The sequence below is a fragment of the Kaistia sp. SLG-1 genome (genome assembly GCF_059699055.1).
The window spans coordinates 2,886,435-2,902,005 of the sequence record NZ_AP048544.1 but is presented as its reverse complement, the minus strand read 5'-3'; the positions used below and the strand labels follow the sequence as shown (position 1 = coordinate 2,902,005).

Annotated in this window: 15 protein-coding genes and 1 tRNA gene; 10 read left to right on the top strand and 6 right to left on the bottom strand. The window is 65.7% G+C overall.

Features of this window, described 5'->3' with window-relative positions:
* The first annotated feature begins 102 nt into the window (after positions 1–102).
* The 3 genes from AC6HZP_RS13125 to AC6HZP_RS13115 all read left to right on the top strand — a co-directional run bounded on the left by AC6HZP_RS13125 (position 103) and on the right by AC6HZP_RS13115 (position 2,582).
* A complete protein-coding gene (locus AC6HZP_RS13125; RefSeq protein WP_497523230.1) occupies positions 103–1,437 on the top strand; it encodes a dicarboxylate/amino acid:cation symporter in 1,335 nt (444 codons plus the stop codon).
* A 368-nt stretch (positions 1,438–1,805) separates the two neighbouring features.
* Positions 1,806–1,895: transfer RNA gene (locus tag AC6HZP_RS13120), tRNA-Ser, on the top strand.
* Positions 1,896–2,171: 276 nt separating this feature from the next.
* Positions 2,172–2,582 (top strand): ester cyclase, encoded by a 411-nt coding sequence (locus AC6HZP_RS13115; protein WP_497523229.1) that lies wholly within the window; start codon positions 2,172–2,174, stop codon positions 2,580–2,582.
* A 12-nt stretch (positions 2,583–2,594) separates the two neighbouring features.
* On the opposite strand, the gene AC6HZP_RS13110 is transcribed toward AC6HZP_RS13115, so the two are convergent.
* A complete protein-coding gene (locus tag AC6HZP_RS13110) occupies positions 2,595–3,053 on the bottom strand; it encodes a MarR family winged helix-turn-helix transcriptional regulator (RefSeq protein WP_497523228.1) in 459 nt (152 codons plus the stop codon).
* A gap of 38 nt (positions 3,054–3,091) precedes the next feature.
* Positions 3,092–3,730, bottom strand: a complete 639-nt coding sequence (locus AC6HZP_RS13105; RefSeq protein ID WP_497523227.1) for a TetR/AcrR family transcriptional regulator — start codon at positions 3,728–3,730, stop codon at positions 3,092–3,094.
* A 64-nt stretch (positions 3,731–3,794) separates the two neighbouring features.
* Here AC6HZP_RS13105 and AC6HZP_RS13100 point away from each other — a divergent pair, with 64 nt between their 5' ends.
* Positions 3,795–5,003 (top strand): serine hydrolase domain-containing protein, encoded by a 1,209-nt coding sequence (locus tag AC6HZP_RS13100; RefSeq protein ID WP_497523226.1) that lies wholly within the window; start codon positions 3,795–3,797, stop codon positions 5,001–5,003.
* 42 nt (positions 5,004–5,045) lie between these two features.
* On the opposite strand, the gene AC6HZP_RS13095 is transcribed toward AC6HZP_RS13100, so the two are convergent.
* Both AC6HZP_RS13095 and AC6HZP_RS13090 read right to left on the bottom strand, forming a co-directional pair.
* Positions 5,046–5,504 (bottom strand): hypothetical protein, encoded by a 459-nt coding sequence (locus AC6HZP_RS13095; RefSeq protein WP_201403970.1) that lies wholly within the window; start codon positions 5,502–5,504, stop codon positions 5,046–5,048.
* The gene (locus tag AC6HZP_RS13090; RefSeq protein WP_497523225.1) at positions 5,488–5,814 is read right to left on the bottom strand and encodes a hypothetical protein; all 327 of its coding nucleotides are present in this window, start codon (positions 5,812–5,814) and stop codon (positions 5,488–5,490) included. The genes AC6HZP_RS13095 and AC6HZP_RS13090 overlap by 17 nt, the downstream gene beginning before the upstream one ends.
* A gap of 424 nt (positions 5,815–6,238) precedes the next feature.
* Here AC6HZP_RS13090 and AC6HZP_RS13085 point away from each other — a divergent pair, with 424 nt between their 5' ends.
* Complete coding sequence (locus AC6HZP_RS13085; RefSeq protein WP_497523224.1) at positions 6,239–7,924, top strand: SulP family inorganic anion transporter; 1,686 nt, start codon at positions 6,239–6,241, stop codon at positions 7,922–7,924.
* A gap of 14 nt (positions 7,925–7,938) precedes the next feature.
* On the opposite strand, the gene ppk2 is transcribed toward AC6HZP_RS13085, so the two are convergent.
* Positions 7,939–8,769 (bottom strand): polyphosphate kinase 2, encoded by an 831-nt coding sequence (gene ppk2 / locus AC6HZP_RS13080; protein WP_497523223.1) that lies wholly within the window; start codon positions 8,767–8,769, stop codon positions 7,939–7,941.
* 154 nt (positions 8,770–8,923) lie between these two features.
* Positions 8,924–10,606: a hypothetical protein gene (locus AC6HZP_RS13075; protein ID WP_497523222.1), complete on the bottom strand. Its 1,683-nt coding sequence runs from the start codon at positions 10,604–10,606 to the stop codon at positions 8,924–8,926.
* Positions 10,607–10,856: 250 nt separating this feature from the next.
* Here AC6HZP_RS13075 and AC6HZP_RS13070 point away from each other — a divergent pair, with 250 nt between their 5' ends.
* From AC6HZP_RS13070 to kdpB, 5 genes are all read left to right on the top strand, one after another.
* On the top strand, positions 10,857–11,117 hold the full coding sequence (locus AC6HZP_RS13070; protein WP_497523221.1) for a hypothetical protein: 261 nt from the start codon (positions 10,857–10,859) through the stop codon (positions 11,115–11,117).
* Between the two features lie 330 nt (positions 11,118–11,447).
* A complete protein-coding gene (gene kdpF, locus AC6HZP_RS13065; RefSeq protein ID WP_497523220.1) occupies positions 11,448–11,537 on the top strand; it encodes a K(+)-transporting ATPase subunit F in 90 nt (29 codons plus the stop codon).
* 14 nt (positions 11,538–11,551) lie between these two features.
* Entirely contained in the window at positions 11,552–13,267 is a 1,716-nt protein-coding gene (gene kdpA, locus AC6HZP_RS13060; RefSeq protein WP_497523219.1) for a potassium-transporting ATPase subunit KdpA, read from the top strand.
* 3 nt (positions 13,268–13,270) lie between these two features.
* Complete coding sequence (locus AC6HZP_RS13055; RefSeq protein ID WP_497523218.1) at positions 13,271–13,438, top strand: hypothetical protein; 168 nt, start codon at positions 13,271–13,273, stop codon at positions 13,436–13,438.
* A 33-nt stretch (positions 13,439–13,471) separates the two neighbouring features.
* Entirely contained in the window at positions 13,472–15,562 is a 2,091-nt protein-coding gene (gene kdpB / locus AC6HZP_RS13050) for a potassium-transporting ATPase subunit KdpB (RefSeq protein WP_497523217.1), read from the top strand.
* Positions 15,563–15,571 lie beyond the last annotated feature (9 nt).

Genomic DNA, 15,571 nt, shown 5'->3' with positions numbered 1-15,571 from the left:
TTGCCATTCCTGGAGCCAACAGCGGCGAGGATCGCTGGACTTTGAGGCCGAAAGGCCCGGGAGGCCCGGACGAGGTCCGGACGAAGCTGAACGGAGGACATCATGATTGCCGTCTCGACAGACGCCGTGGCCGAGCCACGCCGTCCAACGCCCTTCTACAAGTATCTCTATGTGCAGGTTCTCGTGGCGATCGCCGCGGGCATCCTGCTCGGTCACTACTATCCGGAGCTTGGAACCCAGCTGAAACCGCTGGGCGACGGCTTCATCAAGCTCGTCAAGATGATCATCGCGCCGGTGATCTTCCTGACGGTCGCCACCGGCATCGCCGGCATGACCGACCTGCAGAAGGTCGGCCGGGTCGCCGGCAAGGCCATGCTCTACTTCCTGACCTTCTCGACGCTCGCGCTCATCATCGGCCTGGTCGTCGCCAACATCGTGAAGCCTGGCGCGGGCATGCACATCGATCCGGCCTCGCTGGATCCGAAGGCCGTCGCGGACTACGCCGTCCGGGCGCATGAGCAGTCGATCACCGGCTTCCTGAGCCACATCATTCCGACCACAATCGTCAGCGCCTTCGCCGATGGCGACATCCTGCAGGTCCTGTTCGTCTCGGTGCTGTTCGGCATTTCTCTCGCGATCGTGGGCGAGCGCGGCAAGCCGGTCACCGATTTCCTGCTCGCCCTGACCGCGCCGATCTTCAAGCTGGTCGCCATCCTCATGAAGGCCGCGCCCATCGGCGCCTTCGGCGCCATGGCCTTCACCATCGGCAAGTACGGCATCGGCTCGATCGCCAATCTCGCGATGCTGATCGCGACCTTCTACATCACGGCGCTGATCTTCGTGCTCGTGGTGCTCGGCGCCGTCGCCCGCTACAACGGCTTCTCCATCCTGGCGCTCATCCGCTACATCAAGGAAGAGCTGCTGCTGGTGCTCGGCACCTCGTCCTCGGAAGCGGCGCTGCCGAGCCTGATGGACAAGATGGAAAAGGCGGGCTGCAAGCGGTCGGTCGTCGGTCTCGTCATTCCGACCGGCTACTCGTTCAATCTGGACGGCACCAACATCTACATGACGCTGGCCGCCCTCTTTATCGCGCAGGCGACGGATATTCCGCTCTCGCTCTCGGATCAGATCCTGCTGCTGCTCGTGGCCATGCTGAGTTCCAAGGGTGCTGCCGGGATCACGGGCGCAGGCTTCGTCACGCTTGCCGCGACGCTGTCGGTCGTTCCCGCCGTGCCGGTCGCCGGCATGGCGCTCATCCTCGGCATCGACCGCTTCATGTCGGAATGCCGCGCGCTGACCAATCTCGTCGGCAACGCGGTCGCGACGATCGTCGTCGCCCGCTGGGAGAACGAGCTCGATCGCGACATGCTGGCCGCCGCCATGAAGGGCTCGCCGCTCGTGGTGGATGCAGAGCCGATCCTGGAACCTGCCGAATAAGCACCGCCTAAACACGGAGCGCGGATCTGGTTGAACCAGGTCCGCGCTCCGGCCTTTGTCCGGCATGCGGTCCGGTCTCATGCCTGCTGCCTTTGGCCGGGTTTTTCTGGCTGCGGTCGGCCCTCGCCTTCGCATCCGGCCCAGCGATACCGCGTTCGACTTGGCGTAAGCCGACCGCCGCCTGCACTCCCCTCGCGATTTATTCCCATGTCTTGCGTCGGGAGGAGCGCCGAAGCGTTCGGGCATGTTGACGCCGCCGTGCGGGGCGCGGTAAAGCCCACGCCATAAAATCGTTTGGCAGCGATCCGCTAGCAGGACCGCTTGGGTCCGCGACGCCGGAAGCGAAAAGACCAACGATTTCAAGGCTTGGATGGGTGGCCGAGTGGTTTAAGGCAGCGGTCTTGAAAACCGCCGTGGGTGCAAGCCCACCGTGGGTTCGAATCCCACCCTATCCGCCAATTATCGCCGCTTGCACTCTTGGCGCGATACTGCCGCTGATCACCGCATCAAACGGCACTCAGACTGCCGATCCTACGCAACAACTCAATTCATCCTGAAGATTGGCCACGGCAGCAAGCGACCCATCTCCGCTGCTCCGGCCGTCCGGTTTTTCACCCAACTGCGGCCAATCAGATTGCGACAGGCGTCCGCCGCCTCCCCATTTTCGCCCGATCTCTATATTTATATACAGCATGGCTGTATATATGAGGCGAGTTGATGAGTAGGGGTTCTCGATGTCGGTGGATGCCATCAAAGCCGTCGTACGGCGGTTCAACGAAGAGGTTATCGCGAAGGGGGATCGGGCTGCGTTCGAGGCGCTGATCGATCCGGATTTCGTCAATCGGTCGGCCCCGCCGGGCGCGCCGAACGGCCCTGAGAGCATGTGGAACACGTTCGCGAACGTTCTGCGCCCCGCATTGGCCAACCTTTCGGTGACGATCCACGACCAGATCGCAGAAGGTGACAAGGTCACAACGCGAAAGACCATCACCGGCATTCATGACGGCACGCTGATGGGTATCGAAGCCACCGGGCGGACGGTCGCGATCGACGTCATCGACGTCATTCGCATTTCCAATGGGCGCTACGCGGAACATTGGGGACTGAACACGCTCGCGACGGTGCTCGCCCAGTTGAAAAGTTGATCCACGTCCCCGTCAGCCGATTTCAGCTGCGCTGATGCGATCAAGCAGATCGATCGATTTGCGAAGATGCTCTCGTTCCTCGACCGAGAGCGTCGCCTCGATCATCGTTCCGATCCGCGAGGCGCGAGAAATACGGTCACGCACCACCATGTCCCGGCCGATATCGGACAGCGACAATAGCTGGCTGCGCTTATCCTCCGGATCGGGGCCGCGTTCGATCAACCCGTCGGCCACCATTTGTGCGACGACAACGCGCATCGTCTGATGGGCCACGCCTCGCCGTAGCGCCAAGGCCGCGACGTTCATCGCGCCGTTGCGTTCCAGTATGCCGAGCGTTTCTGACTGTGCCGACTTCTCGGTATCGGTCTTGTCGCGGATCACGCGTACAAATGTGCTGATCGCGCGACGAAGTTCCTCGGCCAGGACTTCAACCTCGGAAACTGGATAATTCTCAACCTTACGCTCGGTCATGCCATCTATCGCCCGCACTTGCTGCCCCTACCCCCACCCTACGCCGCGATCGCGTAGCGGCGCAGCTGCGATAGGGCGATTGCGGCGATCGACTCCAGTTCTGCCGTCTCGGCGCCATCGCGGGCCTGGACCGACATGCCCTGGATGATCGCGCCGACGAAGCGGGCAAGGGCCTTAGCGTCGGTGTCCGGCGCTAGCTGCCCGGCCGCGATGCCGCGTGCGATCCGCTCGGTGAGCGCATCGAGCATGCCGTCGCGCTCCCTTGCCAGCATCTCGGCGATCGGCCGGTTCTCGTCGGCGCAGACGAGCACCGCGGTCGAGATCATGCAGCCCTGCGGCCGGGTCGGGTTCGAAAACTCGACTGCCGCCCCCGTCAGCAAGCCTTCGAGCGCGACCATCACGTCCGGTTCCCCGAGCGCCGCGACAGCGAAACCGCCGATCCTCGACTGATACCAGCCGATCGCCTCCCGATAGAGCTCCGCCTTGGAGGTGAACGCCGCATAGAGGCTCTGCGGCGTAATTCCCATCGCCTGCGTGAGATCGGCGATCGACGCGCCCTCAAAACCAAGCTTCCAGAACGTCAGGCCGGCCTGTTCCAGCGCTTCGTCACGGTCGAACGCGCGCGGGCGGCCTCTCGGGCGGCGATCGGGAACGGGATTATTAATCACAACGGTCACTCTTGAAATGGATCGGTACCTCCGGTAATTACGGAGGGATCATTCCTTATATGAGGTGGCAGTCATGATGGACAATGCATTTGACGCACTCAGTGGCGCGCCGCTCCCCCCTGGCGGCGCTCCGGCGCTGCCTCAGGATGACCGATTCCAGGGACGCCTCGACGGGGCCATCGATCGGGCCATTGCCGAGAAGCGAATTGTCGGCGCCGTCGTGCTGGTCGCGCAGGACGGCGAGATCGTCTATCGGCGGGCGGCCGGTCTGTCGGACCGGGAGGCTGCGACGCCGATGCACGAAGGCTCGGTATTCCGCCTGGCCTCGATCACCAAGCCGATCGTGTCGGCGGCGCTGATGCGGCTGGTCGAAGGCGGCAAGCTGTCGCTCGACGACCCGCTTACCCGGTGGCTGCCCGATTTTCGGCCGCGCCTCGAGGATGGCAGCCAACCCGTCATCACGATCCGCCAGCTGCTCGCCCACACATCCGGGCTGGGCTATCGTTTTTTGGAGCCGGCTGTTGGCGGCGGTCCCTACGGCCGGCTGAATGTTTCGGACGGGCTCGATCAGCCGGGCCTGAGCCTAGAGGAGAACCTCGGCCGGCTGGTGCAGGCGCCCCTCCTCTTCCCGCCGGGCACGAGCTGGCGCTATTCCCTCGGCCTTGATGTTCTCGGCGGTATCCTCGCCATCGTTTCCGGCAAGCCGCTTCCCGAAATGATCCGGGGAACGATCCTCGCGCCGCTGCAGATGGAAAGCACCGGCTTCGCTGCCGCCGATCCCGCCGGGCTGGTGACGCCCTATGCAGATGGAAAGCCCGAGCCGGTTCGCATGACCGACGGCATCGCCGTACCGATCTGGGAGGCCCTCTGCCTCTTTGCGCCGAGCCGCGCGCTGGACGCCGCCTCCTATCCATCGGGCGGCGGAGGCATGGTGGGCACAGGCGACGATGTATTGCGTTTTCTCGAAACCATCCGGACTGGCGGCGGCGCCATCCTGAAACCCGAAACCGTGGCCGTGATGTTGCGGGACCAGACCGGTGGAAACGCGGGGACGCAGCTGCCCGGCATGGGCTTCGGCTATGGCTGGGCTGTGCTCGAGGACCCCGAACTGGCGCAGTCGCCCCAGTCCAGGGGCACGATCCAGTGGGGTGGCGCCTACGGCCATAGCTGGTTCGTCGATCCAGCCCGGAAGCTGACCGTCGTCGCCCTGACCAACACGGCCTTCGAAGGCATGTCCGGCGCGTTTCCGCTGGATGTCAGGAACGCCGTCTACGGCAACTAGACGGTCGACGCGGCGGCGTTCTGCGCGGCCGCGTCGCCTCCCCTATGACCATTCGAGGAAGATGCCGACATCTCCCGGCACGCCGCTGGAGAAATCGATGATCTGGTAGCGGATCCGGTAGCCGCGCGCCTCGAGGTGCCGCTTCCAGAACTCGTACATCTCCTTCGGCAACCCGGTCAGCGTCTCCTGCCAGCCGGCTTCCTGCTGGTTGATGCTCCGGCCGCGATCGGTGAAGAGCGTATTGGGGAATCGGGCGACCTGCACCTCGGTGAAGCCGTTGCTGACGGCGCGCTGGATGACGATCGCGACCCGCTTCAGCGCGTCCTCGTCGCTGACGCCGGAGGGCTTGCTCAGGCGCTCGATCAGGGCGTTCTTCTCGGTCTGTTCGGCCGTCCGCGCGCGCAGGGCCTCGGCGGCCTTCTCCGCCTGCGCCGCGGCGGCCTTCTGTTTCAGCTGGTCGGCGGTCGGAAGCAGATTCGCCAGGTCATCGGTTGCGGTCATTGGCTTCTCCCAGGCTCCTTGTTGGCCATTTCGTTGCTTCGGCGTATGGCGGCGTGCGGTGGGCAGAGCGTATTTCGAGCCGGCAGCGGACGAAGGTCGCCGCCGTAATGCGAGGTCGGGAACCGGGCGCCACGGTCAGGATGGCCGCATTGAGCACGCTATGGCGGCCGGATGGATCCAGGCTGAGCAGCGCTTCGTGGCATTGCCGATCGATATCGTAATCGCCGTCGACGATACAACGGACGGACAGGCCGCGATAGCCAGAGGGGGTGATGTCCTTGGCGCGACTGTCGCAGACGGGACACCTCATTGTTGCTCCTCCGGTGCCGGATGAACTTCCTTGGGTGCGCGAGCCACGCCGCCTGTTCTATCCGGGGCTGCAACGAATTCTGTCTCGTCGAAGTATTCAGAATATCGCCCCGGGAATGGCCGCGCGCGTATCATCCTGTAGCATCGGGGGTGGTCGATCGCTGTGCGGAACGGGGCGGCGGTAGCCTGGCGGGTTATGCGACGCGATCGATCGCGCCGGGCCCGTCGCAGGTGGCGGTGCCGGTGAGCGTGTTGCCGGGAGGCGTTGTCGGGGCCATGAGGGCGTCGCCTACCGTAATCTACGTAGAACTCTCGGCCGGAGGGCTCACAATCGCGCTGGGACCGCTCGCTCGGGGCGGTCTCGGCGTGCGCGCGCGATTGCGCGGGTCCACCCACGGGTCCAATCTGCGTCCAGGAGACACACAATGGCGGCGGCGTCGTTCCTGGCCAAGTTCCGCGGATACAAGCGAGCCTGGCTCCGGCCCGATGTCCTGTCGGGCCTGTCGATCGCCGCCGTGGGGCTTCCGAGCGCCATCGCCTACCCGGCGATCGCCGGCCTGCCGCCCGAGATGGGGCTCTATTCCAGCATCGTTCCGCTGCTCGCCTACGCGCTTTTCGGTTCGTCCAGGCAGCTCATCGTCGGCCCGGATGCGGGGACGATGATCGTCTTGGCGGCCGTGCTCGCGTCGCTCGGGCCGCTCTCGGCGACCGACAATGTCGCGACAGCGGCGGCGCTTGGCCTCGGTGTCGGGCTGCTCTGTTTCGTCGCCAGCCTGCTCCGGCTCGGCTTCATCGCGAGCTTCCTGTCGCGGCCGATCCTGATCGGCTTCATGAGCGGCATTGCCCTGTCGATCCTCGTCGGCCAGATCGGCCGCCTGACCGGGGTCTCGATCGAGAGCGACGGTCTCCTCCGGCCGCTCATCGAACTCGCGGGCAAGGCGTCGCTCATCAATGTGCCGACGCTCGCGCTGGGCGTGAGCCTCTTCGTCCTGCTGCGCGTCTTCTCCGCCGCCCTGCCCGGCTTCCCAGGCCCGCTCGTCGCCATCGTGGTCGCCACGGTGATCTCGGTTCTCTTCGATCTTCCCTCGCATGGCGTCGGCGTGATCGGGTCCATCCCGGCGCGGTTGCCGACGCCGGCGCTGCCGGTGCCGACCGGCGTCGATTTCGGCGACCTGATCCTCGGCGCCGGCGCTGTCCTGCTGGTCAGTTTCGGCTCCGGCATCGTGACCGCGCGCAGCTTCGCGGCGAAGACCGGCGAGCCCGTCGACGCCAACAAGGAACTCGTCGGCTTCGGCGCCGCCAACGTCGCGGCCGGCCTGTTCGGCGGAATTCCGGTCACCGCCTCCGACTCCCGGACGGCGATCAACATCTCGATGGGCGGCAAGACACAGCTGGCCAGTGTCGTCGCGGCGGTCGCCCTCGCCTTCGCCGTCGCCTTCCTGACCGGCGCGCTGCAGCTCATTCCGAAGGCGGCGCTCGGCGCGATCCTCGCCTCGGCCGCCATCGGCCTGATCGATATCCAGGCGCTGAAACAGCTCTGGCGGACCAGCCGCATGGAGTTCCTGTTCGCCCTGATCGGCATGTCCGGAGCGATCGGCCTCGGCGTGCTCCGCGGCGTCATCGTCGCCGTCGCCGCCACGCTGCTGTATCTGCTGGTCAAGGGGGCGACACCACGCGACGCGGTGCTCGGCCGCCTGCCCGGGCGCGAGGGATTCTTCAAGCTGCACCGGCATCCGGAGGCGCGGCCGATCCCCGGGCTCGCCATCTATCTCCTCCAGGGCAGCCTGCTCTTCTTCAACGTCGACTATGTGAAGCGCCGGCTGGAAGCCCGCATTGCCGGCCTGCCCGAAGATACGCGCTGGTTCGTTCTCGATGCCGGGGCCGTGGTCCAGATCGACAGCACGGCCGCGGCCATGCTCGACGATATCCACGCGTTGCTGACCGCGCGCGGCATCGTGTTCGCGATCGCCGAGCTCCATACGGAGCCGCGTTCCCTGCTCACGCGATCGGGGACGCTGGCGCGGATCGGCGAGAGCAACTTCTTCGACAGCCTCGAGGATGCCTGCTTGGCTTTCGAGCGCGGAGGCGCGGCGCACTCCGTCCGTGCGTGAGCCCGGCCAGAAGCTCAGAACGGCTCGGGAATCCAGCGCCGGTCCGCCATTGTGTGCTCGTCGTCATAGGCGTGCTTGCTGGAGCGCTTCGGCAATTTCACCTCGGGAAGGGGCACCTTCTCGTAGGGAATGAGCGAGAGGAGATGGGAGATCAAGTTCAGGCGCGCCCGCTTCTTGTCGTCGGATCGAACGATGTACCAGGGCGACTCCTCGGTATCGGTCGCATCCAGCATCTGGTCGCGCGCCCGCGAATAGTCGTACCAGCGCTCCCGGGACGGCAGATCCATCGGCGAGAGCTTCCATTGCTTCAGCCGATCGGTGATCCGGCCCTCGAAGCGGCGCTTCTGCTCCTCGTTGCCGACTTCGAGCCAGTATTTGACCAGAGTGATCCCGTTCTGGATCGCCTGCCGCTCGAACATCGGGCAGAGGCGCAGGAAGGTCTTCTGCTGCTCCTTGGTGCAGAAGCCCATCACGGTTTCGACGCCGGCCCGGTTGTACCAGCTCCGGTCGAAGACGATGACCTCTCCGGCCGCCGGGAAATGTTCCATGTAGCGCTGGATGTAGAGCTGCGTCTTCTGCCGATCCGAGGGCGCCGGCAGGGCGACGACCCGGACGATGCGCGGGCTCAGCCTTTCGGTGAGGGCGCGGATCGTTCCACCCTTGCCGGCGGCGTCGCGTCCCTCGAACACGATGATGATGCGCTGTCCGGTGTGCTTCACCCATTGCTGCAGCGTGCAGAGCTCACCCTGCAGCTTCTCGAGCTGCTTTTGATATTCCTTGCCGGACAGGGTCTTGCGAGGATGGTCCTCGGCCAGCTCCACGGCCTCTTCGAGATCTTGTTCCATCACCGCCTCCTGCTGGTGGGCCCGGACCCGATCCAAATCGGCCCGCTGCCGATGCTGAACCCTAGTCGCGGGTTCCCGCCGATGCCCGTAGCATCGCGTAGGTTCGATGTTGCCGGGCGCTGCCCCTCCGGTGGCGCGGATCGCCGGGCAATGGCTACTCGCCGACAGAGGCGAGCCCGGCCTTGCGGAGCCCTTCGATCAGATGGGCGGCGTCACCCTGCGGGATGTTCCGCATCCGGATCGCCTGAGGCAGTTCGGCCGCGAGATCCGGCGCCTTGGCGAGAAGCCAGTCGCGTTGCGAACCCGCCAGCTCGGGCTTGCCGAGCTGTCCGAAGATGGCCGCCGCGATCACATGGTAGATGGGATTGGCCTCCAGGTTCGCCTTGCGGATCCATTCCGCGGCGGCGGGATAATCGCCCTGCATGTAGTAGGACAGCGCCACGACGCTCTCGAAATAGCCGAGCGGACCGGGGTTGCGGTCGAGCACCTGCAGCAGGATTTCGCGCCCGCGCTGCCATTGGCCGGACAGGGCGAGCCGCATTCCGTACTCGCCGGCCAGCTCGGTGTCGTTCGGATTGATCTCCACCGCCTCGGCGCCGATCTTCAGGGCTGCGTCGACGTCATTCTGGAAGAAGAGCGCCGTCATGTAGGCCTGCAGCCCCCGCACATTGCCGGGATCGAGCTCGACGGCGCGCCTGGCGGCCGCGAGGGCTCGATCGAGCGGCGGCGAACGGTCCGCGCCGACAGCGTAGTGAAAGCGCATTTCGTCGAGATAGGTCAGCGACAACAGGGCCCAAGCGGTCGCAAAGTGCGGGAATTGCTCGGTCGTGCGCGTCAGACAGTTCTCGACGGCCTCGTGCTTTTGCGGGTTCAGCTCCGCCCGATAGGCATAGTACGCCAGGGTGCAGGCATAGGCGTCCCAGCTGGCCGAAGCCGTTTGGGTCAGCCGCACCGCGTCGGTGCTGTAGATGGCGCCGTAGGGCTGGGCGACGGCCGAGGCCACCCTCCCGGCAATGCCGGCCTGGACGTCGATGATCTTGGCGCGGCCGAGGTCCTCGTCATAATTGTCGGCCCAGACGACGGTGCCCTCCCGACGGTTCATCAAGCGGGTCACCAGCCGGAGCTTCTGGCCTTCCATGAGGACGCTGCCCTCCAGCGCGTAGCGCGGCTTGTCCGCCGCCGAGCCGTCCTGCGATGGTGCGCTCGCCGGGGCCGGGATCATCACGACGACTTCCTTGAACTTGGCGATCTGGCCAATCACCTCTTCCGTCAGCCCCCGCGCGACCGAGGCGGAGCTCGCTGTGCCGGAGAGATCGGCGAAGGGAACCACGACCAGGTGCGGAACATCCGGCGCGGCCGCGCTGGATGCCACCGGCGCTGCGGATGCCGCCTCGTCGTTCAGGGCCGCGCGGGTGGCAGGCCTGGCGAGAACCAGCGCCAGGGCCGCCGCCAGAACGGCCATCAGCCCGAGTGCCGGCCAACCCCGGTTCCCGCTTCGGACGTCGGATGGCGTCGCTGAACCGGTCTCCGGCGGAGGCTCTTCCCCGATCGCGGGCAGCGGCGCATGGCCGTTTTGCCAGCTGAAGCGGGGAACATAGCCGCCCTTGGGAATCGCGATGACGACAGGGTCGTCCCGTCCGGCGGTCAGGTAATAGTGCTCCAGCGCCCGGCGGACCCTGCCCGCCTCGATGCGCACGACGGGATCCGATTGGGCGTCGAAGGAAACGCTGCGGCCGAAAACCTCGATCGCGATCGAATAGGCCTTGATGCGATCCGCCCGGCCATCCAGCGTCTCGTCGACGACATAGGTAAGAAATTTCCGGGCCCTGCCCGGCACGGTGAAGTCGTTGCTCTGGACGATCCGCTCGACGGCGGCCCGAACTACGCCGGCTGCCGGAGCGTCATGTCGGGTAAATGCTTCTTGTCGGGAAAGTGCTTCTTGCCCGGTTCCAATTCCCATCACCACCGATCCTCCGGTCAGCTCGATACTGGAATTGTCCTGACCTATGTTTCCTACCGTAACCTACGCCACATTGCGCAGCTCAACCATCAAATTGCATCGAGACCTACTCGCCCGGAGCTGTCCGATGAGCGCAGGCGTCAGCGTGGCATGTCGACTTCTCCCCGAGCTGGCCCGAGCGATCGAGGAGCGGGCTCGACGCGACGAAAGCTTCAGCGACCTTTGCGAGGATCTCGCGGCTGCCGAGCTGGCGCTGGAGCAGCTGAAGCGATCGCCGGACACGACCTCCCGCGAACGCCTTGCCGAGTGCGAAGGCTGGATCGCCTGCCTGGCGGCCGAGGTCGAGACCCTTGTTCGCCGCCGGGACCGCCGCGAACGGCTCCACTAACGGCCCGCGCCGGCGGGCGAAGCCGCCCTCCCCGCACCACCGCCCCTCCCGCACCTATGAGATTCCTATACGGGCCGACGGCTCCCCCGCTCGAATCCCTATGCTGATCTCGCCATCCTCACAGCGTGATGGAACGGGGTGCGTCCCAAGCGGACGTGCCGATGTTTCCTCTGGCTTTCAGGCGCCGGCCGATCCGTTCGCGGCGGCGCCGACAAGAGGTTCAAGTCCAATGTACGACATAGGCCTGCTTACTCTGGGGATCGGCTTCTTTCTCGTCTCCATCGTCTACACGTTCGCCTGCGATCGTCTCTGAGCGCGAAGGGATAGACCATGGTTCTCGACTATGTGCTGGGTGGCGGCGTGACGTTGCTTCTGCTCGCCTACCTTCTCTACGCCCTGCTCCGCCCTGAGCGGTTCTAGGAAAGCGACCCACAATGACCATCAATGGCTGGATCCAGATTGCGCTGTTCTGCGTAATCGTCATCGCGCTCGTGAAGCCGCTCGGCGGGTACATGACGCGCGTCTTCACGGGAGAGCGCACGCTTCTCTCGCCCCTGCTCAGGCCGGTGGAGGCCGGGCTCTACGGCCTTGCCGGCACGAGCGACCGCGAGGAGCAGCACTGGGTGACCTATGCGGTCGCCATGCTGCTGTTCAACCTCGCCGGCTTCATCCTGCTCTACGCCCTGCAGCGCCTGCAGGCTTCGCTGCCGTTCAATCCGATCGGCATGTCGGCCGTGCCGGCGCCGCTTGCCTTCAACACGGCGGCGAGCTTCGTCTCCAACACCAACTGGCAGAACTATTCCGGCGAAAGCACGATGTCCTATCTCGTGCAGATGGCCGGCCTCGCGGTGCAGAACTTTGTCTCCGCGGCGACGGGCATCGCGCTGGCGATTGCCCTGGTACGTGGCTTTGCCCGCCATTCGGCTCGCTCGGTTGGCAACTTCTGGGTCGATCTCACCCGCGCGACCCTCTACATCCTGCTGCCGCTTTCGATCGTCCTGACGCTGTTCCTCGTCTGGCAGGGCGTTCCGCAGACGCTGGGCAGCTATTTCGAGGCCACGACGCTGGAAGGCGCGCGGCAGACGATGGCAGCCGGTCCGATGGCCAGCCAGATCGCCATCAAGATGCTCGGCACCAATGGCGGCGGCTTCCTCAATGCCAATGCCGCGCATCCGTTCGAGAACCCCACGGCCCTATCCAACCTCGTCCAGATGGTCGCGATCTTCGCCATCGGTGCGGCGCTGACCAATGTCTTCGGCCGCATGGTCGGCGACCAGCGCCAGGGCTGGGCGATCTTCGCGGCGATGGGCGGGCTGTTCGTCGTCGGCGTGATCGTCTGCTACTGGGCCGAGGCCTCCGGCAACCCGCTCGTTCATGCCCTCGGCATTGACGGCGGCAACATGGAGGGCAAGGAGGTCCGCTTCGGCATCGCGCTTTCCTCGCTGTTCGCCGTGGTGACGACGGCCGCCTCCTGCGGCGCGGTCAACGCCATGCATGACAGCTTCACGGCGCTCGGCGGCATGATCCCCATGATCAACATGCAGCTTGGCGAAATCATCATCGGCGGCGTCGGCGCCGGCCTCTACGGCATCCTGCTCTTCGTCGTCATCGCCATCTTCATCGCCGGACTGATGGTCGGCCGCACGCCGGAATATCTCGGCAAGAAGATCGAGGCGAAGGAGGTCAAGATGGCGCTGCTGGCGCTGTTGATCCTGCCGCTCGCCATGCTCGGCTTCACGGCGATCTCCGTCGTCATGCCGTCGAGCGTCGCGTCGATCGCCAATCCCGGCCCGCACGGCTTCTCCGAGATCCTCTACGCCTTCACCTCGGCCGCCGCCAACAATGGCTCGGCGTTCGGCGGCCTCAGCGGCAATACCGACTGGTACAATGTCACCATCGGCATCGCCATGCTGATGGGGCGCTTCCTGATGATCCTGCCTGCCATGGCGATCGCCGGTTCGCTCGCCGCCAAGAAGACGGTGCCTGCTTCCGCCGGCACGTTCCCGACCCATGGCGGCCTGTTCGTCGGCCTCTTGATCGGCTCGATCCTGATCATCGGCGGCCTGACCTTCTTCCCGGCGCTCGCCGTCGGGCCGATCGTCGAGCATCTCGCGATGATGCACGGCCAGACGTTCGGTTCGGGAGGCTGATCCATGCACGCCTTGCCGCAACGACGGAGGATCCGGGCCAGCGCCCGGGTCCAGGCGACGACGGAAGTCTGCCGCGCCTCCGATCTGCTGATCGTCATGCTCGCCGCGCTCGGCGGGGTGGTCGGTCTTCTCTACCTCATCGTCACGCTCTTTCCGGCACTGGCCGCCTGACGGCGGTCGTCCGGGTTACATCGGGATCTTCCCATGAGCCACGCAAAATCCGCGAGCCTGTTTGACGCTCGCATCCTCGTGCCGGCGATCGGCGCTTCCTTCGTGAAGCTCGACCCGCGCACCCTCGCCAAGAACCCCGTCATCTTCGTCGTCGCGGTGGTGACGATGCTGAGCACCGTGCTTTTCGTCCGCGATCTCGTCGCGGGCCGCGAAGGGCTCGGCTTCTCTTTCCAGGTCAATCTCTGGCTCTGGTTCACCGTCCTGTTCGCGAACTTCGCCGAAGCCGTCGCCGAGGGGCGCGGCAAGGCGCAGGCCGAGGCGCTCCGGCGCACGCGCACCGAGACGCAGGCCAAGCTGCTGGCCGGCCCGGAGGCCGATCTCTCGGTCTACAAGATGGTGCCGGGCAACAGCCTGCAGGTCGGCGATATCGTGCTGGTCGAGAGCGGCGACATCATCCCCTCCGATGGCGAAGTCATCGAGGGCGTCGCCTCCGTGAACGAAGCGGCGATCACTGGTGAATCCGCCCCGGTCATCCGTGAGTCGGGCGGCGACCGCTCCGCCGTCACCGGCGGCACGCAGGTGCTGTCCGACTGGATGCGGATCCGCATCACGGCGGCGGCCGGCTCCACCTTCATCGACCGGATGATCAGCCTGGTCGAGGGCGCGACGCGGCAGAAGACGCCGAACGAGATCGCCCTCAACATCCTGCTCGCCGGCATGACGCTGATCTTCGTCCTGGCCACCGCCACGATCCCGAGCTTCGCCGCCTATGCCGGCGGATCCATCCCGGTGCTGGTGCTGGTCGCGCTGTTCGTGACGCTGATCCCGACCACGATCGGTGCCCTGCTCTCGGCGATCGGCATCGCCGGCATGGACCGGCTCGTCCGCTTCAACGTGCTCGCCATGTCCGGCCGCGCCGTCGAGGCGGCCGGCGACGTCGATACGCTGCTTCTCGACAAGACTGGCACGATCACGCTCGGCAATCGCCAGGCGACCGAGTTCCGGCCGGTGCGCGGCGTCACCGCCGCCGAACTCGCCGACGCGGCGCAGCTTGCCTCGCTCGCCGACGAGACGCCGGAAGGCCGTTCGATCGTCGTGCTCGCCAAGGAGAAATACGGCATCCGCGCCCGCGACATGGCCTCGCTGCATGCGCATTTCGTGCCCTTCACCGCGCAGACGCGCATGAGCGGCGTCGATGTCGACGGCTCGGTCATCCGTAAGGGCGCCGTCGATTCCATCCTCGCCTATGTCGACACCATCCCGCTTGCCATCGGCTCCGCGGCCGTCAAGCTGGCGGCCGATCCGGACACGCTGCGCGAGGTACGGCAGATCGCCGAGGAAGTCGGCAAGTCCGGCGGCACGCCGCTGGCGGTTGCCCGCGACGGCGCGCTGCTCGGCGTCGTGCACCTGAAGGACATCGTCAAGGGTGGCATCCGCGAGCGCTTCGCCGAGCTCCGCCGGATGGGCATCCGCACGGTGATGATCACCGGCGACAATCCGATGACCGCCGCGGCAATCGCGGCCGAGGCGGGTGTCGACGATTTCCTCGCCGAGGCGACGCCGGAGAACAAGCTCGAGTTGATCCGCGAGGAGCAGGCCAAGGGCAAGCTGGTCGCGATGTGCGGCGACGGCACCAACGATGCGCCGGCGCTGGCGCAGGCCGACGTCGGCGTGGCGATGAACACCGGCACGGTCGCCGCCCGCGAGGCCGGCAACATGGTCGACCTCGACAGCGATCCAACCAAGCTCATCGAGATCGTCGAAATCGGCAAGCAGTTGCTGATGACGCGCGGCGCGCTGACGACCTTCTCGATCGCCAATGACATTGCCAAGTATTTCGCCATCATCCCGGCGATGTTCGTGGCACTCTACCCACAGCTCGGCGTGCTCAACATCATGGGGCTCTCGACGCCGCAGAGCGCCATCCTGTCGGCGATCATCTTCAACGCGCTGATCATCGTCGCCCTGATCCCGCTCGCCCTCCGGGGCGTCCGCTATCACGCCGTGGGCGCCGCTGCCCTGCTCCGTCGCAACCTTCTTATCTATGGCCTTGGCGGTATCGTGGTGCCCTTCATCGGCATCAAGGCGATCGACGTGATCGTCACCGCGCTCGGCCTCGCCTGAGGATACGCA

What these genes read in the sequence shown, in the direction of transcription:
- AC6HZP_RS13125 (WP_497523230.1), top strand. Translation starts at nt 103, where the DNA reads ATGATTGCCGTCTCGACAGACGCCGTGGCCGAGCCACGCCGTCCAACG.
- AC6HZP_RS13115 (WP_497523229.1), top strand. Translation starts at nt 2,172, where the DNA reads ATGTCGGTGGATGCCATCAAAGCCGTCGTACGGCGGTTCAACGAAGAG.
- AC6HZP_RS13110 (WP_497523228.1), bottom strand. Translation starts at nt 3,053, where the DNA reads ATGACCGAGCGTAAGGTTGAGAATTATCCAGTTTCCGAGGTTGAAGTC.
- AC6HZP_RS13100 (WP_497523226.1), top strand. Translation starts at nt 3,795, where the DNA reads ATGATGGACAATGCATTTGACGCACTCAGTGGCGCGCCGCTCCCCCCT.
- AC6HZP_RS13095 (WP_201403970.1), bottom strand. Translation starts at nt 5,504, where the DNA reads ATGACCGCAACCGATGACCTGGCGAATCTGCTTCCGACCGCCGACCAG.
- AC6HZP_RS13090 (WP_497523225.1), bottom strand. Translation starts at nt 5,814, where the DNA reads ATGAGGTGTCCCGTCTGCGACAGTCGCGCCAAGGACATCACCCCCTCT.
- AC6HZP_RS13085 (WP_497523224.1), top strand. Translation starts at nt 6,239, where the DNA reads ATGGCGGCGGCGTCGTTCCTGGCCAAGTTCCGCGGATACAAGCGAGCC.
- ppk2 (WP_497523223.1), bottom strand. Translation starts at nt 8,769, where the DNA reads ATGGAACAAGATCTCGAAGAGGCCGTGGAGCTGGCCGAGGACCATCCT.
- AC6HZP_RS13070 (WP_497523221.1), top strand. Translation starts at nt 10,857, where the DNA reads ATGAGCGCAGGCGTCAGCGTGGCATGTCGACTTCTCCCCGAGCTGGCC.
- kdpF (WP_497523220.1), top strand. Translation starts at nt 11,448, where the DNA reads ATGGTTCTCGACTATGTGCTGGGTGGCGGCGTGACGTTGCTTCTGCTC.
- kdpA (WP_497523219.1), top strand. Translation starts at nt 11,552, where the DNA reads ATGACCATCAATGGCTGGATCCAGATTGCGCTGTTCTGCGTAATCGTC.
- AC6HZP_RS13055 (WP_497523218.1), top strand. Translation starts at nt 13,271, where the DNA reads ATGCACGCCTTGCCGCAACGACGGAGGATCCGGGCCAGCGCCCGGGTC.
- kdpB (WP_497523217.1), top strand. Translation starts at nt 13,472, where the DNA reads ATGAGCCACGCAAAATCCGCGAGCCTGTTTGACGCTCGCATCCTCGTG.